At 44.4% G+C, this 24,647-nt stretch carries 23 protein-coding genes and 1 tRNA gene; 10 read left to right on the top strand and 14 right to left on the bottom strand.

What is annotated here, in order from left to right:
• Positions 1 to 610 precede the first annotated feature (610 nt).
• Positions 611 to 1,039 carry a hypothetical protein gene (locus tag KTO58_RS06875; protein WP_095840089.1) on the bottom strand — a complete coding sequence of 143 codons (429 nt, stop codon included), beginning with the start codon at positions 1,037 to 1,039 and terminating at the stop codon, positions 611 to 613.
• Positions 1,040 to 1,322: 283 nt separating this feature from the next.
• Between KTO58_RS06875 and KTO58_RS06870 the strand changes: the two genes are divergently transcribed.
• A complete protein-coding gene (locus KTO58_RS06870) occupies positions 1,323 to 1,835 on the top strand; it encodes a hypothetical protein (RefSeq protein WP_095840090.1) in 513 nt (170 codons plus the stop codon).
• A 92-nt stretch (positions 1,836 to 1,927) separates the two neighbouring features.
• Here KTO58_RS06870 and KTO58_RS06865 read toward each other — a convergent pair whose 3' ends face one another.
• On the bottom strand, positions 1,928 to 2,620 hold the full coding sequence (locus tag KTO58_RS06865; RefSeq protein ID WP_095840091.1) for an alpha/beta hydrolase: 693 nt from the start codon (positions 2,618 to 2,620) through the stop codon (positions 1,928 to 1,930).
• Between the two features lie 550 nt (positions 2,621 to 3,170).
• Between KTO58_RS06865 and KTO58_RS06860 the strand changes: the two genes are divergently transcribed.
• Entirely contained in the window at positions 3,171 to 3,935 is a 765-nt protein-coding gene (locus KTO58_RS06860) for a hypothetical protein (protein ID WP_157753141.1), read from the top strand.
• Positions 3,936 to 3,941: 6 nt separating this feature from the next.
• Here the strand turns inward: KTO58_RS06860 and KTO58_RS06855 are convergent, their stop codons facing one another.
• On the bottom strand, positions 3,942 to 4,565 hold the full coding sequence (locus KTO58_RS06855) for a chloramphenicol acetyltransferase (RefSeq protein WP_095840093.1): 624 nt from the start codon (positions 4,563 to 4,565) through the stop codon (positions 3,942 to 3,944).
• Between the two features lie 112 nt (positions 4,566 to 4,677).
• Here KTO58_RS06855 and KTO58_RS06850 point away from each other — a divergent pair, with 112 nt between their 5' ends.
• Complete coding sequence (locus KTO58_RS06850; protein ID WP_198314991.1) at positions 4,678 to 5,295, top strand: Crp/Fnr family transcriptional regulator; 618 nt, start codon at positions 4,678 to 4,680, stop codon at positions 5,293 to 5,295.
• 99 nt (positions 5,296 to 5,394) lie between these two features.
• Here the strand turns inward: KTO58_RS06850 and KTO58_RS06845 are convergent, their stop codons facing one another.
• Entirely contained in the window at positions 5,395 to 6,669 is a 1,275-nt protein-coding gene (locus tag KTO58_RS06845; protein ID WP_095840095.1) for a M57 family metalloprotease, read from the bottom strand.
• A gap of 534 nt (positions 6,670 to 7,203) precedes the next feature.
• On the opposite strand from KTO58_RS06845, the gene KTO58_RS06840 reads away from it, so the two are divergent.
• Positions 7,204 to 7,629, top strand: coding sequence for a Rid family detoxifying hydrolase (locus tag KTO58_RS06840; RefSeq protein WP_095840096.1), 426 nt, complete (start codon positions 7,204 to 7,206; stop codon positions 7,627 to 7,629).
• Positions 7,630 to 7,631: 2 nt separating this feature from the next.
• Here the strand turns inward: KTO58_RS06840 and KTO58_RS06835 are convergent, their stop codons facing one another.
• On the bottom strand, positions 7,632 to 8,834 hold the full coding sequence (locus KTO58_RS06835) for an acyltransferase family protein (protein ID WP_095840097.1): 1,203 nt from the start codon (positions 8,832 to 8,834) through the stop codon (positions 7,632 to 7,634).
• A 233-nt stretch (positions 8,835 to 9,067) separates the two neighbouring features.
• Here KTO58_RS06835 and KTO58_RS06830 point away from each other — a divergent pair, with 233 nt between their 5' ends.
• Entirely contained in the window at positions 9,068 to 9,934 is an 867-nt protein-coding gene (locus KTO58_RS06830) for a HEPN domain-containing protein (protein ID WP_095840098.1), read from the top strand.
• 62 nt (positions 9,935 to 9,996) lie between these two features.
• Here the strand turns inward: KTO58_RS06830 and KTO58_RS06825 are convergent, their stop codons facing one another.
• Positions 9,997 to 12,006, bottom strand: a complete 2,010-nt coding sequence (locus KTO58_RS06825; protein WP_225860099.1) for a GxGYxYP domain-containing protein — start codon at positions 12,004 to 12,006, stop codon at positions 9,997 to 9,999.
• 173 nt (positions 12,007 to 12,179) lie between these two features.
• Between KTO58_RS06825 and KTO58_RS06820 the strand changes: the two genes are divergently transcribed.
• The gene (locus KTO58_RS06820; RefSeq protein ID WP_198314992.1) at positions 12,180 to 13,562 is read left to right on the top strand and encodes a hypothetical protein; all 1,383 of its coding nucleotides are present in this window, start codon (positions 12,180 to 12,182) and stop codon (positions 13,560 to 13,562) included.
• Between the two features lie 15 nt (positions 13,563 to 13,577).
• Positions 13,578 to 13,650, top strand: a tRNA-Lys gene (locus KTO58_RS06815).
• 62 nt (positions 13,651 to 13,712) lie between these two features.
• Here KTO58_RS06815 and KTO58_RS06810 read toward each other — a convergent pair.
• A complete protein-coding gene (locus tag KTO58_RS06810; protein ID WP_157753142.1) occupies positions 13,713 to 13,871 on the bottom strand; it encodes a hypothetical protein in 159 nt (52 codons plus the stop codon).
• Positions 13,861 to 15,345: an FAD-binding oxidoreductase gene (locus KTO58_RS06805; protein ID WP_198314993.1), complete on the bottom strand. Its 1,485-nt coding sequence runs from the start codon at positions 15,343 to 15,345 to the stop codon at positions 13,861 to 13,863. Before KTO58_RS06805 ends, KTO58_RS06810 begins: the two co-directional genes overlap by 11 nt.
• Positions 15,346 to 15,518: 173 nt before the next feature.
• Here KTO58_RS06805 and ligD point away from each other — a divergent pair, with 173 nt between their 5' ends.
• Together ligD and KTO58_RS06795 are read left to right on the top strand one after the other, a co-directional pair.
• Positions 15,519 to 17,672 (top strand): DNA ligase D, encoded by a 2,154-nt coding sequence (ligD, locus tag KTO58_RS06800; protein WP_225860098.1) that lies wholly within the window; start codon positions 15,519 to 15,521, stop codon positions 17,670 to 17,672.
• An 80-nt stretch (positions 17,673 to 17,752) separates the two neighbouring features.
• Positions 17,753 to 18,211 carry an NUDIX hydrolase gene (locus KTO58_RS06795; protein ID WP_095840100.1) on the top strand — a complete coding sequence of 153 codons (459 nt, stop codon included), beginning with the start codon at positions 17,753 to 17,755 and terminating at the stop codon, positions 18,209 to 18,211.
• Here the strand turns inward: KTO58_RS06795 and KTO58_RS06790 are convergent, their stop codons facing one another.
• The 3 genes from KTO58_RS06790 to KTO58_RS06780 all read right to left on the bottom strand — a co-directional run bounded on the left by KTO58_RS06790 (position 18,212) and on the right by KTO58_RS06780 (position 22,172).
• Complete coding sequence (locus tag KTO58_RS06790; RefSeq protein WP_095840101.1) at positions 18,212 to 19,012, bottom strand: alpha/beta fold hydrolase; 801 nt, start codon at positions 19,010 to 19,012, stop codon at positions 18,212 to 18,214.
• A 580-nt stretch (positions 19,013 to 19,592) separates the two neighbouring features.
• Positions 19,593 to 20,828, bottom strand: coding sequence for a M57 family metalloprotease (locus KTO58_RS06785; protein WP_095840102.1), 1,236 nt, complete (start codon positions 20,826 to 20,828; stop codon positions 19,593 to 19,595).
• A gap of 228 nt (positions 20,829 to 21,056) precedes the next feature.
• Positions 21,057 to 22,172 carry a Gfo/Idh/MocA family protein gene (locus KTO58_RS06780; protein ID WP_095840103.1) on the bottom strand — a complete coding sequence of 372 codons (1,116 nt, stop codon included), beginning with the start codon at positions 22,170 to 22,172 and terminating at the stop codon, positions 21,057 to 21,059.
• A 193-nt stretch (positions 22,173 to 22,365) separates the two neighbouring features.
• Between KTO58_RS06780 and KTO58_RS06775 the strand changes: the two genes are divergently transcribed.
• Positions 22,366 to 22,869, top strand: a complete 504-nt coding sequence (locus KTO58_RS06775) for a pyridoxamine 5'-phosphate oxidase family protein (RefSeq protein ID WP_095840104.1) — start codon at positions 22,366 to 22,368, stop codon at positions 22,867 to 22,869.
• A 44-nt stretch (positions 22,870 to 22,913) separates the two neighbouring features.
• On the opposite strand, the gene KTO58_RS28895 is transcribed toward KTO58_RS06775, so the two are convergent.
• The 3 genes from KTO58_RS28895 to KTO58_RS06760 are packed head-to-tail and all read right to left on the bottom strand — an operon-like array spanning position 22,914 to position 24,514.
• The gene (locus tag KTO58_RS28895) at positions 22,914 to 23,141 is read right to left on the bottom strand and encodes an alpha/beta hydrolase (RefSeq protein WP_095840105.1); all 228 of its coding nucleotides are present in this window, start codon (positions 23,139 to 23,141) and stop codon (positions 22,914 to 22,916) included.
• 52 nt (positions 23,142 to 23,193) lie between these two features.
• Positions 23,194 to 24,111 (bottom strand): helix-turn-helix domain-containing protein, encoded by a 918-nt coding sequence (locus KTO58_RS06765; protein ID WP_095840106.1) that lies wholly within the window; start codon positions 24,109 to 24,111, stop codon positions 23,194 to 23,196.
• A gap of 43 nt (positions 24,112 to 24,154) precedes the next feature.
• Positions 24,155 to 24,514 carry a winged helix-turn-helix transcriptional regulator gene (locus tag KTO58_RS06760; RefSeq protein WP_095841675.1) on the bottom strand — a complete coding sequence of 120 codons (360 nt, stop codon included), beginning with the start codon at positions 24,512 to 24,514 and terminating at the stop codon, positions 24,155 to 24,157.
• Positions 24,515 to 24,647: the final 133 nt, after the last annotated feature.

Genomic DNA, 24,647 nt, shown 5'->3' with positions numbered 1-24,647 from the left:
TACATAAGTGGCATCGCCGGTCAATATATAATGACCGGCGATGCCACTTATAGATCGGTTGATCTTCTAAAACTTATAGGCAAACCCTGCTGTAAACTTCCTCGGTTTTTGAGGGTTTACGAATCAGTATCCCGCATAATATACTTCGTTGGTGATATTATTCAGTGTTAGTGTAACCCTGAAGTGTCTAACGTTGTAGAATAGGCTACCATTTAAAAGAGTGTATTCCAGCAGGTAAAAGATACTTGTTTTGCTATTATCAATTACCTTATAACGGCTGGCATAATTGCCACAAGGGACGGGCATTAATATCTATCTCTATTCCCTTACTTCTTACTTTTCCTCCCTGCGTATAGTCCAGTATTTCTGGCATCGGTCAATACCCTGTCGAACATTAATAAAGGCATTCATGTAATTGGCAAAGAGAGATATTTTATTGAGTACGGGTTGGTATACGACACCGAATTTTGGGAGACAAGGCTACCCGGTTATATTTTCCTTTGCCAGTGGTTTTATCTCCTTTGATACCTGTTATTAGGTATGTATAAAGACATACAAGCCCTCCGTAGAGAGCCTGTATGTCAATTAGTTGATTAATGTATCATTCAGTTTATTCTTCCCAAGCGATCTCCAAAAGAATGTCGACAAAGCCATCGGGCCCAACCATATCCGGAGTGATGGTAACTACTTTGTCGCTAACGGCGATCCAGTTACCTTGTCCTCTGTCTGCACCAAATGTATAAGTGCCTCCAGGTAATCCATAGATCTTGGCTGGGAGCTGGAAGAAACCACCAATTACATGATGTTCGGCGTAAAAGTAATTGCCTGTTTTGGCATCATGTGCATAAAAACCGCTGAGATCAGCAGAGCCGGAGGTGATGACTGTACCGTCGCGGCGTATTAATCCGATCCTGATGTTGTAGGATTTAGCAACGGTCTCATTTTTTTTTACGGGGGGAAAAACAGGGATGGTAGCGAATGTGTCAATGGTAGTAAAAAGGGTTACGACTACCAGGGCTAAAAGCAAACATTGTCTCATGGTTCTAATTTTTAGTGTCCTATAAAAATAACTACTCTCATTAGTTCGGGCCATGCAATTATTATTATTAAATTTTTAAGCCTTGAGGGATACCCTATACCTTTATCACATAGTGTTAAACAATAAATAAATTCATAATAAGATATTATGCCCTAAATATTGCAACAAAATTAGCCGCTAAATTGTAACCAGGCATTCTATTTGTCATTGTGTGCCTATGCGACGATAATTGTTGCCCATTATTTTATCACGATTAATCATTTTTAATCAACATTACTGCACTATGAAAAAACTTTTGCTGAGCGCTGTGATAGCAGCTGCTGCCATGTCTTGTAGTAGAAATAAAACCATAGACACCCCTGCAGCCCCGGAGAGTTCATTTACTTTAAACGATCAGAAATTCAGTACCCCTTTTGCTAACTTGGATGGCTGGGGTGATGCCATGGGAGACCTATCTATTTCCAGCGTTCCGATGCCCTTTAATGTAAGTGGTAGTAAGATAAACGTCATCGATATTGAAGTAGATACGCTGATCGATGGGCAGACTTACACTTACTTATCCCCACAAGATAATTATGACAGGAAGAAATATTTCTCCAATGCGAGTGTTGCCTATGATGCCACTTTTAAGGATGGGGATATTGATCCGGCGAACAGTAAGATAGTGAGAAATGTAAAGAGCGGTACTTTGAAGGTAAGCAAGAAGAATGATGAATATACTATTGAATATTATATTGAATTTGTAAAGGGTGAGATCGCCAGAGGATATTATAGAGGTCAGGTTAGTTTCCGGTAGTTGTGAACGATATCAATCAGTTATATATGGGGCGGTCAACTTGATGTGACCGCCCTTTTTTGATTGTATATCAAGCGGGAAGTTACGTTATATCAAACGGCAGCCGCCGCTTCGAGTATCAGGGCTGTCACTTCTCCGGCGTGCGTGGCCAGGGAGGCATGGCTGGCATCGAGGTGAATGATTTTTTTCGCTTTAATATTTTCTGCCATTTCTTTTTCCGTCGCCGGCGGGATCATGTTATCCCGGTCGGATACCTGGTACCAGCTTGGTTTGTTCTTCCATGCCGGGATACCGGCGGTGTCAGCGAAGCATTGTCCATTGATGGGTTTTTGTGTGAGGGACATTATCTGTGCATCTGTTTCCTCCATATCATCTGCGAAGGCTTTGTGAAATTCGTCATACTTAAGCCACAAGAAACCCTTTGCATCGGGATAAATGCTAGCAGCGCCGGAGGGCTGCTCCCGGCGGGCAAATATACTGCCCAAACTATCACCTTCATCGGGTGCAAAGGCGGCGATATATACCAATCCTACTACTTTGTCATGATTGCCTGCGCCGGAGATCACCGCTCCGCCGTAAGAATGTCCTACTAATAACACTTTTCCCTCTTGTGCATCAATCAAATCCCTGGTCCTATTGATGTCATCGGCAAGCGAGGTCAATGGGTTTTGAACGGCCCGGACCTTATAGCCTTCTTTCGTGAGGGCGGGGATAACATTGCGCCAGTGGGATCCGTCTCCCCATGCTCCATGAACGAGAATAATACTCAGCTCCTTGTTTGCCATAATTTGTTTTTTGGATGTGAAGGATTAATATGATGTATACTACTATTGGTTGGATCTGCATGCGGATCTGATCCGGCTTAATATAACAGCCGACATTGATCATTAGTTCAGACATTTCCCTATCGCGTAAAACATTTTCCCTAATTGAATTAGCTTGAGTAATACGGGTACGGGTAACTGCCGGCTACCATAAATTCGCGCGTGAGGAGGTCGTCGATGTTACGCGGATGCCTTTAAAAAATCTAGAAAATCCGTAAGTCTATAATGTAATCTCAAGGGAAGAGGTCTCTTATACGAAGTTACGACCGTCCCAGATACCAGTTGGTGGCAAATGAGGACCACCTCACGGATAAGGTATCCTAGGGTAGTTATATCGGCCAGCTGATGCCATGCCAGTTCAGCGCTAACGTTGCTGTAAAGTTTGAATAATTTTGTTCTCCTTTTTTAGCTATACCACCCGGTTATCTTCTGATAGCCGGGCTTTCTTTTTACCTTTGTCCGATATTACCCATCACCGAAAGATGATCATACGATGAAAAGTTTACTACTTATGCTTTTTTGTATATCCTTCTACTTGTCGGCCTTCGCACAAGGCAGTACGCTGAAGGTAAATTGGTTTTATCCTAAAGATGCAGCAAAATACGAGCAATTAACGGATCTGGATTATAATTACGGAGATAGCACATACGGAAAAACGACACAGATCATTCATTGTGAAAGCCGGCAAGGACATTTTGAGTTTGTTTTCACGAAAAAAGTACGTACGCTAACCCGTATCATTGAATATAAAGAGGGGGGTGTCGGTGAGGTCTTCAACTTTTCGACCAACCGATGGGAGCATGAGGCTGGCACTCATGCGCATAAGGATATGCGATCTGCACCGATCGATACCATCGTATACAGTGAGCATAATCTATATGCTTTTATACTATTGCAGGATCATGGTGGTGTAGTTGAAAAGGCCAGATTCCAGGACTTTGGCAATGTAGTTTACTGGCCCTCTTTCGAGTATCCTCTATGCAGTGTCAGTGATGAAGATAAAGACGGTATGCCAGAGTTTTATCTGACTTATTACGGTGCGAGTGATGGCCTTGACGCCAAGGAGTTAAAGCAGATCGTTTATACTACGCCCGCCACCCCGACAAAAGGAAAAAGTTTCATTAAGTCCAAGGCAACAGCTTATTATGCCGTTGACGAGGAGGCGGCACAGTCTTATCGTATCGAGTATGACAGTAACTGGAAGCAGCTTTCTCCTGCCATACAGCAGAAAAGCCAGGCTATCTTAAAGAAAGATAAGGCCAAGCGGGTGCCATAGCTGTGTTTAATCATTCATCAATTCTTCGAATGCGGCAACGAATTGTCCTACATGGTATCCATCCATGAGTCCATGATGCACATGTATTGATACAGGCATATACATTTTTGTACCATGATCTTTGATCTTGCCAAAAGATATCTTGGGACAGCTGTCTTTGAAGGAGAAACTCCTTGCATGGGAGAGGCCGGTAAAGCTAACCCATGGTATTGCAGAGAAGTGTATCACATTCTGATCAGCACCGGCGGGTTCCAGCCCGGGGGTATTGCGTACCCTTTCGGCTTCCAGTAAGGCCGCAGTTTCGAATTCCCGGTAGTCTTCGTAGTAGTCCATATAAGAAAATCCGAAGGTATTGTCGGGACGGTTAATGGTAGGGGTAGCATGTATTTTATCGTAGATCCAGACCTGGTCGTCTGCGATACGATATCTGAAAGATTCTACCCGGTTGGCTGCTACCAGCGCTTTATGCAGGTAATATATGAAGAACGATGTTTTAATATTTTTTGCACGCCGGTAAGCGACGGTACAGTCGATGTCTACACAAACCCCAAAAAATGGTTCTTCAAATGCGGTAAAGAACCGGAAATGGTCTTTTCTCGACCAGGTGTCGATGTCCAGTAGTTGTTTCATTGTTATTTATATCTTTGAATCCGGCACAAAAATAAAAAGGAGCCATTTAAAAAACCGGGACATATGTCCCAACTAAAATATGCTACGTACTAATCCCGCATTTTTGTCGTGTATGGAGCGACTATTGGCTGGGAAGCATGGACATCATATCTCCCTGCAATCTTTTGAGCCCGGCATGAAACTTATCCGACAGGAAGATCATATTCATAAGGTATATGTCATCCTGGAGGGTATTATCAAATGTTATATGACGGAGGACAATGATAAGAACCTGATTTTTGAGTTCCTGGGTAAAGGCGAGATTACCGGTGAATTAGAGGCGATCCGTAAGGCGGTGAGTATCTGCAACGTAGAGGCTATTACTCCGGTAAAAGCTTATACGCTATCTCAGGAGCTCTTTACGATGCTGATGTATTCGGATGCTGAACTGAACCAGGTATTACTGGAGGAGTTGGCGACACGCCTTGCCCAGACCTGTGTACGAGCTTCGTATCAACAGCTCTATCCTGTAGAATATGGTCTGATACGGCTCTTGATGCTACAGGAGGCGCAGCAGGTGTATTTTTCCAAGAAGGATATGGCGGATTACCTAGCCATTACGATCCGCAGCTTTAACAGGGCTGTCAAGCAACTTCGTGAAAGGAAGGTATTGACGGCAGAGGGATTTGAGCTCGGTATCAGCGAGAGAGAGCTAACGGAGTTATTGCGAAGGTTTAAACTGGATGATTGATCTTTTATTCCCTCTATAACTAAAAAAAGTTGGCGATATCATGCACCAAACAGGCATAATACTGCCAACCTTTCTTTAACGGGCCATTATGTTATCTTATCAGGGCGCCTGGATGTACCAGCGTTGATTGCCACCGTTGAGCCATAGATATTGTTGTATGCGGCCACCGTCATTATTAATATTATTAGCTGCCAGGTCCAATACTTTGCCGCTTTCCTTACAGATAATGGCATAGGATCCATTAGCTTCCGGCCGAATGGCCCATTGCTGGTTTCCAATATTTTCAACACCTAACCAGGCCCACTGTTGTACACCGGCACCATCTACATTGATATTTCCGGCATCAACATCCAATACTTTACCACTGGCGACACTTGAAATCTTATAGTAGCCATTGCCCAATGCTTCAAACCTCCATTGTTGATTAGGGGTATTGAGCCAGCCCCATTGCTGCACGATAGCACCGTTATTATTGACATTTCCAGCATCTACATCTAATACTTTGCCACTGGCGACGCTTACAATTTTGTATATACCATCGGCAATGGGGTTTCCGCCGCCAGTCTGGCCATAGAGGTATCTCAATGCAACGATATCATTGGCATTGAATGGGCGGCTTATATTGGTACCTACACAGGCCAACATCCAGCTGTTAGGGTCAGCGGCGGTAGGAGTGCCGGGGATATTGATAGCACCTATACCAGCATCTCCTTCATTACCAGGGGTGCCACAGCTGTATGCTCTGTTAAAATAGTCTGTATGCCTAAACCCGATCGTATGACCTATTTCGTGTGCAATAATAGTCGCCATGTATGCCTGGTTAGGCGTGTTACCTATATAGGCAGCATTCAGTTTAATCGGGTTAGGCGGGTTACCCTGGGCATCTGGAAAACCTGCAGATTGCCCTAGTATACCCCAGCCAAGATTCGCATTAATGATATCTACCTCTCCCCCACTCGCAACTCTGCGGAAGGTAAGTCGCAATCCCAATGCATTATAACGCGCTATCGCTTCATCAGCTGCGGCAACATATATAGGCGGAAGATTGGTTACAGATACTGTGATTTCCCTATTACTACCATTGATTGCAATCACATTGTTAGTGCGATACTGTTCTTCTTTTGCTATCAGCAGCTTTTTACTGTCTGACTGCTGATCCAATGATCTAGTTGACAGGAAGATGTCCCCTTCAACGACATAACCATTATCTACTCTGCGGATACTTTCGGTATTGAATCCCATTTTCTTTATCTGGGTGATTATATCATTGGATATTCCGGTACCGGGTTGTTGTTGTGTTTTCTCTTTTTGGCAGGCAACAAACATAATACTACACACCAGGATATACCATCCTGTTTTCATTAGATTTTTCATGGGTGATGTTTTTTGGGTTTAATTTTTGATTCAGGTTGAACTTGCTTCTGCCACGGGTAGTGAAATAGGGCCCGTTACCCACCTGGGCAGGTACTATGTGAATGGTTAACAATTATTCGTTTTAATGTATGAAAAGACACCGAATGGAAAGGATTAACATTTAAGCTAAGATACAAAAAAGCCCTGTCCCGAGAATAATTTTCAACAGACGGTAGGGTTGTCGGGCCTGGGATCAGACAGGCAAACGTAATAATCAGGAAAACCATAGCTGCGAGCCTACTACTGTAGCTTATCATTCATATGGATCTGCGACGTCAGATGTACAAAAGTGCAGGTGCCGTGGTAACCGAGATAAAGGGTAATCATGTGGTATATATGTCACAGCCGGAAGCTCTTGCCCGATTGACGGAGCAAGTATCCAAGGTAAATATCGCCCGATAGTCATTTGTTATTTGCAGATTAAACAGAAAGAGAGACGTCGTATATTGCGTCTCTCTCTTGTATATATTAATACTTATTAAAAGTAGAACAGCTATGCATATAATAGGCAAGGTTATTTTGGTATTTATTTTACTGGCAGGTGCGTTGCCGGTTTTTTCACAGGAAAAGCAGCCTGTCAGACCTTATAGCAGCGCCAGGGCTAGTCATGGCATGTTATATGTATCCGGACAGGTCGGCATCGATCCCGCTACCGGCAAATTGGCCAATGAGACATTTGAAAAGGAAGTATCTGTTGTTATGGGTAATATCCGGGAGATATTAAGGCAGTCGGGGATAGATCTTTCAGCCATTGTCAATGTGACGGTATATCTGAAGGATATGAGTCAGTATGCTGTTTTTAATAGGTTATATACCCTTTATTTTACCGCCCCTTTTCCGGCCAGGAGCTGTGTGGCTGTCAAGGATCTTGCAGCTGGTGCCAACCTGGAGGTGTCTGTAGTAGCATCGTTAAAAGAATAGGCTTATGCAAGTGCTGCTTTTTCTTTTCTCCGGAGTGCGCCCCGCATTTTATCTTGTACGGGTAGTTCAAAATAATAGTAGGTAAGTACACTTAACGGTATGAGTATACCGAAGAACAGTAATAAGGTTAGCGGATGGCTCATTATACTGCGGCTTAATCCCAGCTGATGAGCCACCAATACAAACATTATTTGCAGGGGGAAGTGCAGCAGGTATATGGCGTAGCTGCTGTTCCCTATCCAAGCCCAATGCCTGCTGAGGGTGCCTTTCCCCGTTTCCCAGAGGGCCAGCAGCAGGATTGTGCAGGGAGAAACCGTTACACGAAAAAACAGGTTACGGACAACGCCATAGCTTGTTTGTGCAGCTGTATCGCTTATCCCTGGCCGCAGCTCCTTTATTTTGTCTATATAAAAAGTCCGGAGAAAGCCCCCATGATATTCTACCACAACCAGTATCCATAGTGTGCAGGTGAGGAGTAAAATGGGCGTAAAATATTTCCCAAAGCGATTCCGCTGTATGATCCAGCTATAGACATAATATACCAGTGCTCCCAGGAAAAAAGAGAATAGGCCTTTTCCTATGAGAAGGTCATAGTGTTGCAGGACTGCTCCCAGTGGGATGAGTAAAAGCAGCAGTAACTTATTGGACTGCCATTTAAGCCGGCAGATGAGAAAGAAAACTACGTACAGGAACACTTCTACTGATACGGACCAGGAGGGGCCATTGAAGGATGGACCTTTTTCAAATCCCCAGGTCTGTATGAAGAAAATGTTCAGAACGAAATGGTAGTAATCATTCAGTTGGATGATGAAGTAATGTCCATAGGTTTGCATCATCAACCATTGCAGAACGATCATCATTAGAAAGGTGAGGATATGAATAGGATACAGGCGACTGATCCTGAACAGAAAGAACTTACTGACGGATATTCGCTTCTCTGCGATCCTGGCGGCATATAGCCAGAAGAAGATAAATCCTGAAAGCAGGAAGAACATATCTACCACGACCATACCATTGTTATAACAAACGGCCAACAGATCATGAAGTGGTAAAGCTGCTTTATCGTACCCATTCAATATGAAGATATCATCCTTAAAAAAAAACAGCTGCCAGTGGTAGAGTACGACAATAATTGCAGCGAAGCCTCTGATAGCATCCAGGCTGTAAAAGTGCTCCGGGATAGACGGATTGGAGATTCTGGTCATGGAGAGCGGAGTTAAAACTAGGTGTAACGCGAGAATGGATTTTCGTTGCGAGAAGTTAGTTACAAAACTTCCGTATACCTAGTAAGACCAGTCAAAGAGATAAAAAGAATAAAAAATGATCACTGAATGAAATGAACAGTTATAGCGAGCTCATCTCCTGTAATGTGTGCCATCTTCATAGAATGATGTATATTACGATAACATGTTTATTATCAAATAAAACCCCTAGTCACGTGAAAATATCTCTGGAGCATTTGTCAGCCGATAAAGTTGAGGAGATCAGAAAAATCGTTGGGACTTTAATTACTTGTGATTCCCCTGAGAAGATCATATTAATGGATTCCAAAGTAGCAGTATTATGGAAAGGATCATCTGTCATCAGTAACACCTCTTCACTACCTGACTATGCTATACTGGTTGTAACGGGACGAACAAATGAAGAGTATGAGGATGAATATGATTTGGTAAGGCGTATAAATGACCGCTGCAAATTTGATACTCCGGTCACTATCTTTGCCCACAGCATCGACTTTGTCAATGAACGTATAAGAGAACAACATCCCCTCTTTTCGGCAATAAAAAGAGAAGGTATATTATTATATGATGCAGGCACTATTCAGCTAGCGCGACTTAGTGATCCATCCGCCAGTGCACGTCAGGAGTTATCAAGGAAAACAAGGAGTACTTATACATATTGGATTAGTACTGCGCAAAACGCTTTAAAGGGAGTTGATTTGTTTCTTAATCAAAAAGATTATTCATTAGCGACATTCCTATTGCGCGAGAGTGCCGAGCGAGCCTATATTGCCGCAATTCTTCTTTTTATTGGTATAATACCCCGTAACTACAACCTGGAGAAATTAAGGAAGATCAGTGAAAAATTTTCTCCGGAGTTGGCAGCTGTCTTTGTTTATAAAAGCTGGGAAGACAGATATGCGTACTGTTCTCTTTACTTACGATCTGATTTATCTTTTCATCGCTCTATCTATAGCAATCTATCTGAGGAAGAGCTCCTTATTCTTTTGGATAAAGTCAAACAACTAATTAGCATCTCAGAACGGCTTTGCACGGCCAAGCTAGCCGAATTGGATACGTTTTAGAAGTTACCTGGATAACGATATATAGTATACCGTTATCCAGGTACTTATCAGTCTTAAAGCACCTATCTTCGGCGGGCGGGGTTGGTTGGAAGACCGTTTGCTTCCCGGATCAGCTGGAAAATGTGATCGGGCCGTACTACTTTATAGTCCGCGTTGAGCGAATTGGCTACGTTCTTAAAGCTGGTGGGTGTTACATTTTGCCACGGTTGTGCCTGTATGATGATAAAGCGGGGTGATGTCCTGTTCCATCCGGAAGAGGCGGAGGCAATATGATCTTTCATCGCTTGTTCGTTGGTACAGTAGTTACAGGAAAGTGCCATAGCCGGCAGTTTGCCGCTACTACCATTGTGTATGGTCAGGCCGCCCCCTGTATTTTGCGCAGTGAGTCCCAGTAAGGAAGGAGCATTATCTGCAAATGCCTGTCCAACGTTCTGGTTGATACCACCAGTAATAGTATTCCAAATGGTGATTACCCGGAAGCCTGCACGTTTATTATATTCTTCTGTTTTAATTACAAACTTGTTCAATGCCGTCTGATCCGGCCAGCTATTGGGATAGGTATATCCGTAACCGGAAGGGCCTGAAATCAGGTTATCATTGCCGGATGCGCTTTGGTAATAATAGTTGAGGGCGCCTGGCATAGCATCCAGCATGGCTGGCGACAATGTCCATCCAATAGGTACTGCTCCGCGGTCGGGATTGCTCCAGAGTTTGCGCATCAGGTGTTCAACATATTGGAGATTGTCGCCATCGCTCAATATGAAGGCTACATACAGTTTATTCTCCAAGGTAGGTTTAGCAGGTACGGGTTTAACATTTACTGTTCTGGACATACCGCTATGGACCGTCAGGTTAGTTGCCCAGTCGCTGGCGATGGTGGTGATGCCATATTTTGAACCTCTTTCAACGCCCGGTGCTTCGGCGGGCCACCATCCCATATAGTTAGATCCCGGAGGCATAGTGGACAGGAAGTTATTGAGTAAGGCACTTTCGGCGGCGATATCGGGATCGAGCCAGATAACGGCAGCACCCAGTGCGGTAGCATATTCCCGCAAGGCAGCCTTGTGTGCATCGGGGTTAAGCCCTATTAATAAGCGATGGTCCAAATTGGGCCAATAGGTATTGTACAATGTCTGATATACCTGTAATTTACTACTGAATTGTCCGCGTAGGTCCAATAATACCGGCAGGCTGTAAGGTGCTGCGGTCAGCCGTGAAAGCAATGCAGGGGAGACGATCAATGCTTTTTTGTCTTTGGCCAGTACGGTAGCCAGGTTAACCGTATGTATCTGTGCAGGATCATATACGATCAAACCAGATATTTCATTTCGATATTTGGTGATGAGGCTCCATTTATCGGCGGGTTCGGTCCAGCTAAGTCCCAGTGATTGTAGCCAGGTATACTGTCCTTCCGCAAATGCATCTCCTTCGTAGGAAAAGATACGCGGTTTTGTTCTATTCACGATACCCTTTAGTGAGGCGAACAGGTACATTTCCGAAGAAGAATTATTCTGTTGTACGCTTACCCAGTCTACCTTAGTGTAAGAGGAACCTCTCCAGTAAACACGTAATTCTATGGATTGGTCGTTTGCCGGAATTATAAACGGCAAGGTAAAATTGGTATAATCGGATGCGACCGGGAATTGTTTACGTGTCAATGTTTTTGCTGCTAATATCTGGCCGGTAGTTGCATTTCTGACATCGATGTCTACTACTGGGTCATCATTTGCTGTGTTATTGTCGATCTTCATCCGGAATTCGGCGACATTGGGTCCTGCGGGGATATTATTAACGTAAGGACCATAGATCATGTGTTCATTAGGCGCGTCAATACCTGTCTGACATAGCCAGCCATCGGTTTCCAGCCGCCCTGTTTTATGACTCAGTGCACTACCTTCAGCCTCCCAAAATGAGGAGGACTCGCGTAGGATGATCAGGTCCTGTGTAGGATTAGTGGCAGGAAAGGATGGCAAAAGTTGTCCGGCTGGCCATACCAGCTGTGCCGTAGCGGTGAACGTACACAATAAGAGAAGGGACAAAAGTAACGTGGGAATTCTAGCGATTGTTCTCATGGGTTTATTTTGCAATTAAGGATTGGCAGTTTTGGGTAACAACACGCCCCTTACACGGGTCAATAAATATAAGGTATAAGATCAATAAAAAGAAGTTTCCCCGCTACGAATATGCGTTGAATAATGGCTGTACAGCACCCTGTGATTGTAATTTCTATATATTTATATTGTTAATGAAGCAATTAACTTATGGACAGATGACAACTATTGCAGCTTTATATCAAACATTGCAGACGAGGAAACGGCCGGAAGATATTGCGGAAATGATCCGTTATTTATTGGCTGATAAGCTAAGTCCTTCTGAACGAAATATATTGGAAAAAGCAGCTAATGGTTCATTGGCGAAGAATGCCTGGGGTTATACGGCTATGTTACAGGATTTTGGTAATGTAGTTGGCGCCGGACATCAGGTGGCGGCGGCTGTAGCTTTATTTCAGCTAAAGGAGGATAATGCTGCACTTTATGATGATCCTATACATATCACTAACTTTTTGCAACACGCTGCGGGGATCATTCATAAAACTGTTGGCAAAAACGATTTCAGGCATGACCGGCTGAACCGGGAAGAGCGGGAGATATTGGAACTGGATATATCAAAACGCCGTTATAATAAAAAGTGGCGGATGTTAAAACGGATCGAGCGCAAACTCCAAACCATTCTAAGAGAAACGAAAAAGCTGACATTCCAGAAAGTGGCCAAACACGGTCTTGGGCATACGATCTCATTCGAAACATTTTCAGCAGATATTTATGCTGCTTGTTTTATAGCTTATTATAATGCCCGTTGCAATCTAAGGAGTGTATTCACCAATAAAAAGCAGGAAAGACCCTTTGATGAGATCTGTGATATGTTGTTTATGCTGTATAAGCGAGAGCGGGCTGAGCAGGACCCAGCCCGTTCTGCTGAAGCATGGTGGGCCATTTCTCATATCTATGCGACACAAGAAGTGCTATGGCAACTGACGGATAAGCAGCGAGGCATTCTTTTGGGGCAATGGACCACTATACTCCAAGATATAGCTGCCTTTTTAGAGGAGCTCTGGTATAGTAATAGTATTGATCGCCGGACTATGATCGTTAAGAAAGGGAATGATTCCAGCACATGGAATAATACGGCTGGTGCATGGAATAAGGCGAGGGATAACTGGATGCAATTGGTCTATTCGTTGGGCATGGATATGTTGCTGGAGGAAGTTTGTTTTGGTAAAGTCCTCCGGCTTATTGCAGGGGATGTAGCGGCGTGGCATTTTGCAAGTGGCGGGAAGCTTGATCCCAATACGTCGGTATGGGCCGGAGTTCCGTTACCCTGGGAGGTGTTGACGAACAGGGCTACCTGTAATAAGGACCTGATCATACAACATTGTAAGGGTGCGGGTCTGCATGCTGAACAATCCGGCTGGATAGCCCCAAAAACTCATGGGGTAGTGCCTTTTACCCCTACTCCTGAGCTGGTGTACGGTGTTAGTATTTCCAATCCTTACATCGCCGCTATGCTGAAAAGAAGTAAATATTTTTCCGGTAAGGGAGGTCAGCGGATCTTTCCGGAGAAAAATTAATATGTTTGTACGGTCTCTGATATAGCTCAGTGGCAGAGCGCCTGGCTCTTGGACCGGGTGGACACAGGTTCGAGCCCTGTTATCAGAGCAGCAGACACCCTGGCAAAAATTGCCAGGGTGTCTTTTTAGTGTGTAAGTGGTGTTCCATTGTTACAGCTCCTCTGTCGGTGGAAAATCTATTTCGAGATGTGTCAGGTTGTGTATGACGTCAATGATATTGGCTTCTTTATCACCTTGTTCTTTGTCAACTATGCAGTCCGTCGTTCCAGGCCGTTCATAATATCCATATTTTCCAAATTTACTGATCAACTGCCTTTATTGACAACGCATGATGAAATATATTCAGCGGATCCCATTGATTTTTAACTTTCTGTAGTCTTGGATAGTTCTCTTTGTAATACAAGGCATGCCAGGGTACACCTGACTTATTCCATTCCGGATCGGCGAGGTCGGTGTCCGGGTGATTGATCATGGCGCCGCCGGCTTGTTCGTTGGGAACAGGCACGCCACCAGTATGAGCGAATAGTTCGCGATAAAAATGGCGTACCCATGCGACAGCGGATGCTTCTTCTGCCGGATCTCCCCATCCTGTATTACAAGCAATATCGAGGATACAATCCCGTTGTGCGGAAGCCGTTATTGCCGGTGCGATGGCATTGACCTTGCCTCCGTAGGTGGCCATCCCGAGTACTCCCATATTCCCTTCCATTGTCAGGTATTTGTAAGCGGTTGCTATCTGGCTATCATCGAGAGGCCGACGTAGTAAGGCATCCTTTATTTTAGCTTTTGCATCATCGAATCCGGGTTGGAATAATTCAGGAAATGGATTCAAGGCAAAACGTAACCAGGGCAATTCTTCGATCTGCGGGGTGTATGATAATCCAAGAGGGTCTGCAATAGCCGCAAGGTGTTCTTCTATCAATTGTTTGGCTGCGGGGCCTGTAGCCCCCCCTTTCATTTCCAAGGTCCCGATATTGCGATGATTAAGGAATAGCAAGCTAAACAGTTGTCTGTAAGGAGAGTCGGGCCCGCTGTTTTGCTGGCACCATTCTCCGAAATATCTGATAAGATGGGTAAACGATGCTTTATCGATATTTTTCCAGTCCCATGCAACCCGGAAGGTCGTTACTGCTGCTGGCGCCGGGGGTAAGGCTGTAAAGGGATCTGATCCGGTGTTAAGCGGCGTCCTGAACCAGTAGCGGGTAACGATACCGAAGTTACCACCGCCACCGCCGGTATGTGCCCACCAGAGTTCCCTATTGGGATCGTTTGTGTTACGAGTGGCGATTGCACGCTGCGCTTTACCGGATGTGTTGACGGTGACTACCTCGACGCCATACAGGTAGTCAGCAGCGAGGCCGTACTCCCTGCAAATGAAGCCGAAAGCGCCTCCTACTACGTGGCCTCCCACACCGATACCCGGATGTTCTCCTGCGGGTACGACCACTCCCCATCCCAGAAATAACCTGCGATACATCTCTCCTACTGTGGCGCCTGCTTCGACCATGAAGGCGGACTTGTCCGTATCGTAAGCAATGTTTGTCATCAATGATAGGTCCAGCACCACCTGAATGGCAGGGTCGGTTACAAATCCTTCCAGACAATGGCCTCCACTTCGGACGACCAGGCGTTTATTGTTGTCTACGGCTTCCTGAACCGCCTCTACTACCTGTACAGTAGTGGTAGGCAGGCAAATGTATTCCGGTTTTCCCGAAAAACGTTTGTTGAATCTTTTTCCTGCGAGGTCAGGATAACGCGGATCGTTGGCGGTAATCTTCTCCATTGGGTGCTTTTTAAATTGGTTTCCATTTTGAAGAGCAAGCATCAAACTGTGTTTGACACCGGTATCATCCCATACAATTTAAGGTAAAAAGAAGGGGTATCCAATAGTCTACCGGCCTGATGTGCAAGTCATTCCGGCATGGTATTTCCTGTAGTTCTACTAAAAGCTGAGAGATGAGCCATGTGAATTCCAAGAAAAACGGGGCCAAGCAGGCTACCAATAAAAGACCTGCCGGCAAGCGAGAGAAAAAAGGGCATCTTGCTGACGCAAAGAGAACGCGGACAAAATTGTCCATAAAGGATAAAGTCGCTGTCCCTGGTAAAAAGGTTGTTATCACGACATTGCTTAAAGGACTTCCACGGATACCATTTTTCACCTCATTATCACCTATGCTAGCTACACTCGTTGACAAACCCTTCGATCAGCCTGGTTGGCTTTATGAGGTGAAGTGGGACGGTTATCGCGTCATTACTTTCAAGAATAAGCAGATATTGGAGTTGAAGTCACGCAATGATAAGTCTTTCAATGAAAAATTTTATACTGTTTATCAAGCTTTGCAGCAATGGAGAGCTGATGTTATAGTAGATGGCGAAGTAGTGGTGGTAGATGAAACTGGCAAAGCTGATTTCGGGCAGTTGCAGAACTGGCGAAGTGAGGCGGATGGTACGTTACGTTATTATATTTTCGATCTGTTGTGGTATAAAGGGTATGATCTAAGAGGTCTGCCGCTCGAAAAGCGGAAAGTCATGCTACAGCAGCTTCTTCCTGTAAGCGATATACTTTATTACAGTCATGATTTTCATACCGATGGTACCGCGTTTCTGGCAGCAGCCCGTAACATGTCGTTGGAAGGGATCATTGCCAAACGTTGCAATAGCACTTATCATACAGGTGAACGAACGAAGGACTGGCTCAAGATAAAAGCCAACAAACGACAAGAAGTCATTATTGGCGGTTATACGCGTAATGAGGGAAGTAGCAAACCATTCAGTGCGTTGCTACTGGGTGTGTATAGAAAGGGTAAACTAGTCTATTCTGGCAAAACAGGTACTGGCTGGAGTGTGCAGCAACAAAAGTTATTATTGCAGCAATTCAAGCGACTAGAAGTCAATAAGGTACCTTTTGATAAGGAGCCGGATTATAATAAGCCCAGTCGTTTCCGGCCTCATCCGCCTAAGGCAGAGGTTACCTGGTTACGACCATTGCTAATCTGCGAGGTAAGTTTTGCGGAGATCACCAATGATGGTGTGATGCGTCATGCTTCTTTTGAGGGGTTGCTAGAAGACAAACAGCCGAGTGATGTAGTGTTGGAAAAAGAGACAGCAACAGCTGCCATTGTTAAAACCGCCGATGCGAGCGCTCTTCTGCTTATGCCCGCGGCTGGTGGTACACGCCGTACATTACTCAATCCGAAAGATGTAACGCAGGTACGTAAGATTGGTGGTCATGAACTAAAATTCACTAATTTGCATAAGGTATTCTGGCCGAAAGAAAAAATCAGCAAGCGGGATCTGATCAATTATTATTATCAGGTAGCATCTTACATACTTCCTTACTTAAAGGATCGTCCGCAATCATTGAATCGTTTCCCAAATGGTATCGACGGCAAATCGTTTTATCAGAAAGATGTTACCGGGAAAGTGCCGGACTGGATGGAGACCTACGGATATTTCAGTGAAGGTGATGAGGAGCAGAAACACTATTTGTTATGTAACGACGAAGCGACGCTACTGTACATGGTCAACTTCGGTTGTATTGAGATGCATCCCTGGAGTAGTACGATCAGGAAACCAGATCATCCTTCCTGGGCAATGATCGACTTGGACCCGGATAAACAGACTTTTGATCAGGTGATTGAGGCTGCGAGGATGACGAAGGCTGTACTAGATGATATGGGCGTAGTGTCTTATTGTAAAACCAGTGGATCAACCGGATTGCATATCTATATCCCATTAGGGAACAAGTATACGTATGATCAATGTCAGGAATTTGCGCGGGGGGTAGTTACGCTTGTACATCGTCAGCTACCGGCCTTTACAACACTTGAGCGGATCGTCAGTGCACGAAAGGGGAAGATGTATCTCGACTTTCTGCAAAACCGGCCGCATGCGACACTTGCAGCACCTTATTCCCTGCGTCCCAAACCCGGTGCTACAGTTAGTATGCCATTGCACTGGGATGAGGTAAGAGCGGGGATGAAAATGAAAGACTTTAACATCTTCAATGCATTGGAGCGACTACAGAGTGACAGCGATATATTCAAACCAGTGCTTGGAAAAGGTATTGATCTAAAGAAAATTATTGCGTCATACCAGGTAAAGGATTGACTAATCCTCGTGATGGGGGTGTTATCTGTCAGGGCGGCACTCCTTCGCATTATGCGAAAATAACAAGTTTATGTCTTGATATGAAACGAAGTGCAGGTTTACTTCCTTATCGTCAACACTATGGGGAGCTACAATATTTCCTGGTACACCCAGGCGGACCTTTCTTTGCACGCAAAGAAGCTGGGTGGTGGACAATCGTCAAGGGGGAATACCTGGTAGCGGAAGATCCGCTGGCGGCCGCTATCCGTGAGTTTGAAGAAGAGACTGGTTATGTACTTAAAGGGCAATTTATTGCTTTAACACCTATCCTACAAAAAGGTGGTAAACATATCACTTGTTGGGCGATCGAATCTTCTCCTGATGCAGATAATATACGCAGTAATACCTTTACAATAGAATGGCCGCCCCGCTCCGGCAGGCAGCAAAGCTTTCCGGAAATTGATAAAGCCGGCTGGTTTAATAAAAGCACAGCCCGGCGACTGATCAATGAGCGTCAGATAGCGTTGCTGGAAGAGCTGGAGCGGCTACTGAAAATATGATCAAGGTGTGTTGATACGCAGTAGTAAGGTTGCCAGTTGATCTGGGGCGGTGATCATAGCGTCGTGGCCGGTATCGAGACTGTAAAATTCCCAATCTTTATTGTTGCGGGTCTTTTCATCAAACTGTTTTAGTACAGATAGCTGTTCATCGAGGCAGGCGACGTAAATCAGCGGCAGTTTATTACCAAACGGATGCTTTAATATCAGTGGCTGGGTGAAGCTCCTATAGGGTTGTGGGGTCAGCCGTTCATCCACCCATTTGCGTGTTGCCAGATCTTTGACCCCGAAAATACTGGCTGGTAGTGGAGGTATGCTCAGCCCTTTTGTCATTGCTGCCTGTCGTTTCCTCTCTTCTCTCATCTCCTTTGGCAGATAATCCGATAAACTTTTGCCGTTTTCTATTAAAAGTGCATCCAGGAACACCAGTTTTTTCAATCTGCCCGGGATCCGATCTGCCACACCGGCAATAACGGCGCCGGCGTAACTATGTCCGACCAGGATCACTTCTGAGAGATCCTGCATTTCAATAAAATGTACGATATCATTGATATGCGTGTTAAGGTCTATGGAGGAAGATAGCTGATGTTTATATTCTCCCAGCCCACTTAGTGTGGGGGTGTATACAATACTGCCGGTAGCTTGTAAACGGGTCGTAACGGGTTGCCAGCACCAACCACCATGCCATGCACCGTGCACCAATACGAATGTGGGTGTTTTGGGTTTACTTTGTGCTACCGCCACATTGGTGGCTGCTACAAAAAATAGCAGGCATAGCCATACTTTCATCGTCTTTATTTTCATGGTTTATCATTTTACGACGCAAGGTAGCAGACCTTTATTATCCCATCAATAACTCACCCGGAAATTAGTAAGTCATTTGGCGACATCTGCAAAAGAAAAGTCTGCCAATGCATACAATGTAAAGGTAATGGTAGACGCCTGCAATGTGAATGATGTGTTGAAAAAGACATTACAATGATGTAAAGCCTTTTTGTTTGTCAAATTACGATAATCAATGTTTTAATGATCAGGAGCATCATGCTATTAATAAAATAAAATGAAGGTGATTGTTCAGGGGAGATACAGCAAACTTACTCCACAGCCTGGAAGGCTGTGGCATTTATAATAAATATAAAGAAGTATGGGAGTGATCATCAATCATATACGGGTGCAAGGCTGCCTCCCCGTCTTAAATAAAGACGATACAGGTACTGGCAATTACTGCCCTGATGACAGTACTTGCGTTTAACGCCGTATGGTATGTGATGTTTGTTAACACTGTAGTTGAATTGAGGATGCAAGGATACAGTATATTTTTTCAGTAAACAAATAGGCTACCTTTTCGGGTAGCCTATGATGTTGTCAATTGTTATATGATATTTTACTGCACTTCCTGCCAGTAAAATTTTTCCCAGTCACCAATTGCGGGTCTATTGGCGTTTAGATAGGCGCCACCGTCATGTTCTGCGCATACATAGCTATTACTTACGACGGCTTGCAGGCTGATGGTACCGTCACTGTTGTTGATCCAACGGAATTGTTCCCATGTGCTTATTGCTTGTCTATTAGCGATCAACGGGTACAGTCCTGCATTTTCTGCACATACATACCTATTATTTACGACAGCCTGCAAGGCGATCAATCCACTACCCAGGTCTATTACCCTGAATTGTTCCCACAGTTCCACTACATCTCTGTTTGCCAACAGTGGCTCGTCGCCACCATGCTCTGCACAAACAAATTTGTTAAGGCTGGCGGAGCGCAGTGAAATGATTTTTCCGACCGGGGCTACATCACCGGGATACGCTCCCGGATATAGTGCTACCAATGCGATCCGGTCCTCCAATGTAAAGGGACGATCTGTATTATTGGAACAGGCGAGCATCCAGGAATCAGGAGTAGGATCGGTTGGTGAAGGCCAAATCGGATTCGCACCTACACCGGCACCACCTTCGTTACCACCGCCACCGCAGCTATAGGCGCGGTTCATATAGTCGGTATGTCTGAAGCCGATGGCATGCCCAATCTCATGAGCAATCGTCGTGGTCGCATCTGCTCTTGAAGCGCCATCGTTATAATAGAAGGTATTGAGGCTGATAGGGCTAGCGGGATTACCACCACTTGGAAATCCCGCACTATAACCTAATATCGGGCCTACCTGGTAAAAGGCTAGGATACTGATATTTGCCTGGGCAGCAGTTGCGGCACGTTCGAATACCAGGTTGAGGTGTTGTTCATTATACCTGGCCAATGCGGCATCGAAGGCCTGCTGCATATATGGGCCAAATCCACCGTCCATAAACACCCGTATGGTCCTGGTGCCAGCACTGATGGCGACCAGATTATCTGTACTATAATGTTCCGTTTGCGGAGATTTGCTGTCTTTAGCCGCAGGTAATGCCAGGATTTGTTCGTTGGTGAGGTATATATCGTGTTCTACCAGATATCCGTCTTTAAATCGCATTAAGCCTTCACTCAGGTTAAAGCCGGCGGCTTTCAGCTTGCTAACAATCTGATCCGGCATTCTTTCGGCGGGACTGTCTTTCTTATCTGATTTTTGGCAAGAGTAGAATAAGACTGGAAATAGTATCAATAAAAAAAGGATATACTTTTTCATATTATGGGATTTTGGTTTACAGATACATTATTTATTATAGGTTACTGTCAGTTTGGGTGTTCCTAGGGTGTTCCTAGGGTGCTACTACTGTTGAAAGTACCCGAATTGGATGCAGTGGGAATGCATTCATCTTTTTTGGGGACGTACGTATATATTTGGGTGATATTATTATATAACAATAGATATTGCCAGTTATTGCTTCCTGACAATATCCATTGAATTATAACCTTACCATTTGAGTGGTATCTTTTTGCCTGTGCGGCAGGCTTCGTAGATGGCGTCTATTATTTTCAGGTCTTTTACGGCTTCTTCACCATCAACGGGGATGACAGGTTGTTTGTTATCGAAGATGAGGGCTGACATTTCATCCATTTGAATGGTCTGATGGGCCACATGGGGATGAGTGATTTCTCCTTTATGAGTGTGTCCTTTGATGGGACCATAACCTGTTGCGGGCATTAGTTCCGCAAATCCTTTTTCTCCATTCAGGAAGAAGCGGTCCAGGTGATCCATATTATACGTAGACAGGCAGGAGGCTGCTGCTCCACCCGGGAATCCGAGCTGAAACTGTATTGTTTCATCTACTCCTTCGCGGAATTTGGCGGGATCTGTTTTTGTTTCCTGTGCGGTTACCCATACCGGCTCTTCTCCTATCATATAGCGGGCACCATTGATCGAATAGATGCCAATGTCCATCATTGCACCGCCGCCGGCCAATTGTTTATTGAGGCGCCATTGTGTGGGATCTCCTATTTTAAAGCCGCTGAGTCCCTGGAAGAACAGGGGTTTGCCGAACTCTCCATCTTTGCGCATCCGTACAATTTCCAGGGTTTTGGGTTCGAAGTGCATGCGATAGCCTACCAGCAATTTAACACCAGCTTTTTTGCAGGCGGCTATCATTTCATGCCCATCCTTTTCATTTAGGGCCATTGGTTTCTCGCAGATCGCATGTTTGCCAGCCTTGGCTACCCGGATGACCTGGTCGTGGTGCAGTGAGTTTGGCGTGATTACATATACTGCATCTATATCCGGATTATCTTTTATTTTATCAAAGTTGTCATAATTATAGCAGTTCTTCTCTGGTATATTATATTTTGTTTGCCAATCCTTGATCTTTGAAGGCGTGCCACTAATGACGCCTACCAGTTTAGCTCTTTTGCTGGATTGCATTGCTTCTGCCACCCGGGTGCCATAACTACCCAAGCCACAGATCGCTACCCGTAATATCTTATCTGAAGCAGCAGTTTCCAGGACGGGGCTGCCCAGCGATCTATACAATGGTAGAAATGGTAGTGCAACGGAGGCAGCAGCAATTTTTTGCAGGAAATAACGACGAGAATGCATACAGAAGCAGTTGGGGTTTTAAGGATGTTAGTAAATGTATGTACCGGGTTCTACTGTTTGAAAGATAGTTCTACAATATAAGGAATTTACTCACAACTTTACTTCTTAAAGTATCCGATCTCTACGGGTATTGCGGCGGCATAGTATTTGAACCACTTTCTTCAGTCGAATTTTTAACTACAAAGTCTACATTATGAGTACAGAGAACTTACATAGCCAGGAGGCCATAGACAAATTGAAGAAGCTGGTTGACAAAATAGACATCGGGATGCTTTGTTCAAACATCAACAGCGGGCATTTGCATGCTGTTCCGATGAGCAGACAGGAAGTAGATGAGGAAGGTAATATATGGTTTTTATTTTCTTCTGAAAGCGATACCTACCAGCATATACAACATGACAATAAGGTCAGTCTTTTATATTCAGATATCAAAGACTACAACTTCCTTAGTATTAATGGTACCGCTGAAGTATCCAGAGACACCGCCAGGATAGACAAATACTGGAATAAGATGATTGAGGCCTGGTTTGAAAAAGGGAAGGAAGACCCTCGTATCCGGGTACTCAGGGTTACTCCTTCGGAGGCGCATTATTGGGACAATAAAACTAACAAACTGGTTACCTTTTTTAAAGTAGCTCTTAGTGCTGTTTCCGATCAAAAGATGGATGTAGGAAGAAAAGGTGATCTTAATTTTTAAGTTAATTTTCCTCCGAAGTGTAAAGTGCTTCGGGGGATTTTTTGTCAGAAGCCATTTTCGGCCATCCATTTTCTGAACAGTTTAAACCAGTTATTGCCACTGTTTAAGTCATTTATACCGAATCCGTGACCTCCTGATTGGACAATGAGCATTTCTGCTTTCACGTTAGCGACTAGCAGGGAGTTGAAAAATATAAGGGAGTTTTTAACAGGGATGACATCGTCATCGGCTGCATGTACTAAAAAAGTTGGCGGAGTATATGGGAGTGACATGTTTTTCTGTGCTACACAGGTTCAATATCGTTGGGGTATCGTGCAAAAATGCTCAATTTTTATGTCCTTTCCGGAAGCTGGTAGGCTGTATACCATATGCAGCTTTGAATATCCGGCTGAAGGCACTTGCGCTTTCAAATCCACACTTCCATGCGATATCATGCACAGGTTCATTTGATCGCTGTAATAGACCGGCTGCCTGCTCAAGCCGGATCCTGGTGAGGTATTGATGCGGAGTAGTCTGGAAAGCGGACTTAAACTGTCTGACCAATTGAGGAACAGACATACATGCTTCGGCACTTACTTTATTCAAGTCCAGGTCTTCCTGGCAGGAAGAATGTAATACATCCTTTGCGATGCACAATCGTCTATAGATCTCTTGTCTCGTCGTGGCTTTAATTGCCATTATATTACTTACACGCTTTTTATCCGATCGGTGGAGCTCTATCAGGTTACGTAATAAAAATACCAGGCATTCATCCGTCATTGTTTTATGATACCCTTTTGTCTCCAACAGCCTTAGGAGGGCTGATAGCTGAAAGCCCATATCTGGTGTTATATATTGCAGGGTCTGGAAGAATTCGGGCAGGGCCTTACTTTCCGGAAAGGGATATTCCAGTAGAGAATCTTCTGTATGGGAAATATCGAACAGCACTGACGCTGCGAATTCTGTTCTGAAGAAAATGGACAGGCTCCTTACCTTTTCCTTGCTGCTGATACGGCAGGAATAGCGCTGATCATTGTTTAGCACCAGGAATAATCCTGGCCGTACCATCAACTGGCGGCCATCTATTCCGTAACATTCTTCGCCATTCAATATCGTTTTAATGGACAGGCATCCTACATGGTCATCACAAAAGCTTTCGCTACTTTCTGCATTAAAAATGATATTGTGCTTTTTAAACTTGCTGAAATGCTGCGACTCATTGAATCCCGGCTCCGTATGGTCGGGTAAGCAGGTAAAATACATATCGCTTTGTTTATTGGCAATTTATAACGAAAAATAATAGCGTTCAGGAGGGTATTTCCAAAGCAGGTCTTTTTCCCGGCTTTTTTAAATATTGTGTCCCCCAATTCTCCATCAAATTGATAACCGGCAGCAATGAATTGCCCAGTTCTGTCAGACAATATTCTACCTTCGGTGGCGCTACCGGATAAATGATACGCGTAACAATACCATACTCTTCCAACTCCATGAGTTGCTGATACAACACCCGTCTGCTTGCCTTTGGATTCAGCCGCTGTAACTGGCTGGGTCTGTTATATCCCTTCCAGATATTATAGATAAGACAGGGTTTCCACTTTCCGCCAATAATTTCCATGATCATTGCCATTCCGCAATCCAGGTCTTTAGGTATCTTTCTTTCCACCATATCCATCTACGTTAAGACATCAAAATTAAGGACTATTAGTGAGATGGACTATAGAGATAATTTTAGCCCTATGCTATAATAAAGTACGTACTTGTTGTGTAACGGCTGTTGGGATAGTTTTGTGCCCTCAAAA

The organism is Chitinophaga pendula (genome assembly GCF_020386615.1).
Taxonomy (GTDB): Bacteria; Bacteroidota; Bacteroidia; order Chitinophagales; family Chitinophagaceae; genus Chitinophaga; species Chitinophaga pendula.
Note: the sequence above shows the minus strand (reverse complement) of the source record. Positions and strands in the feature narration are given on the sequence as shown.

Bases quoted from the DNA above. Each gene is read 5' to 3' on its own strand.
- KTO58_RS06875 (WP_095840089.1), bottom strand. From the start codon at position 1,039: ATGAGACAATGTTTGCTTTTAGCCCTGGTAGTCGTAACCCTTTTTACT.
- KTO58_RS06870 (WP_095840090.1), top strand. From the start codon at position 1,323: ATGAAAAAACTTTTGCTGAGCGCTGTGATAGCAGCTGCTGCCATGTCT.
- KTO58_RS06865 (WP_095840091.1), bottom strand. From the start codon at position 2,620: ATGGCAAACAAGGAGCTGAGTATTATTCTCGTTCATGGAGCATGGGGA.
- KTO58_RS06860 (WP_157753141.1), top strand. From the start codon at position 3,171: ATGCTTTTTTGTATATCCTTCTACTTGTCGGCCTTCGCACAAGGCAGT.
- KTO58_RS06855 (WP_095840093.1), bottom strand. From the start codon at position 4,565: ATGAAACAACTACTGGACATCGACACCTGGTCGAGAAAAGACCATTTC.
- KTO58_RS06850 (WP_198314991.1), top strand. From the start codon at position 4,678: ATGGAGCGACTATTGGCTGGGAAGCATGGACATCATATCTCCCTGCAA.
- KTO58_RS06845 (WP_095840095.1), bottom strand. From the start codon at position 6,669: ATGAAAAATCTAATGAAAACAGGATGGTATATCCTGGTGTGTAGTATT.
- KTO58_RS06840 (WP_095840096.1), top strand. From the start codon at position 7,204: ATGCATATAATAGGCAAGGTTATTTTGGTATTTATTTTACTGGCAGGT.
- KTO58_RS06835 (WP_095840097.1), bottom strand. From the start codon at position 8,834: ATGACCAGAATCTCCAATCCGTCTATCCCGGAGCACTTTTACAGCCTG.
- KTO58_RS06825 (WP_225860099.1), bottom strand. From the start codon at position 12,006: ATGAGAACAATCGCTAGAATTCCCACGTTACTTTTGTCCCTTCTCTTA.
- KTO58_RS06820 (WP_198314992.1), top strand. From the start codon at position 12,180: ATGAAGCAATTAACTTATGGACAGATGACAACTATTGCAGCTTTATAT.
- KTO58_RS06805 (WP_198314993.1), bottom strand. From the start codon at position 15,345: ATGGAGAAGATTACCGCCAACGATCCGCGTTATCCTGACCTCGCAGGA.
- ligD (WP_225860098.1), top strand. From the start codon at position 15,519: ATGAGCCATGTGAATTCCAAGAAAAACGGGGCCAAGCAGGCTACCAAT.
- KTO58_RS06795 (WP_095840100.1), top strand. From the start codon at position 17,753: ATGAAACGAAGTGCAGGTTTACTTCCTTATCGTCAACACTATGGGGAG.
- KTO58_RS06790 (WP_095840101.1), bottom strand. From the start codon at position 19,012: ATGAAAATAAAGACGATGAAAGTATGGCTATGCCTGCTATTTTTTGTA.
- KTO58_RS06785 (WP_095840102.1), bottom strand. From the start codon at position 20,828: ATGAAAAAGTATATCCTTTTTTTATTGATACTATTTCCAGTCTTATTC.
- KTO58_RS06780 (WP_095840103.1), bottom strand. From the start codon at position 22,172: ATGCATTCTCGTCGTTATTTCCTGCAAAAAATTGCTGCTGCCTCCGTT.
- KTO58_RS06775 (WP_095840104.1), top strand. From the start codon at position 22,366: ATGAGTACAGAGAACTTACATAGCCAGGAGGCCATAGACAAATTGAAG.
- KTO58_RS28895 (WP_095840105.1), bottom strand. From the start codon at position 23,141: ATGTCACTCCCATATACTCCGCCAACTTTTTTAGTACATGCAGCCGAT.
- KTO58_RS06765 (WP_095840106.1), bottom strand. From the start codon at position 24,111: ATGTATTTTACCTGCTTACCCGACCATACGGAGCCGGGATTCAATGAG.
- KTO58_RS06760 (WP_095841675.1), bottom strand. From the start codon at position 24,514: ATGGTGGAAAGAAAGATACCTAAAGACCTGGATTGCGGAATGGCAATG.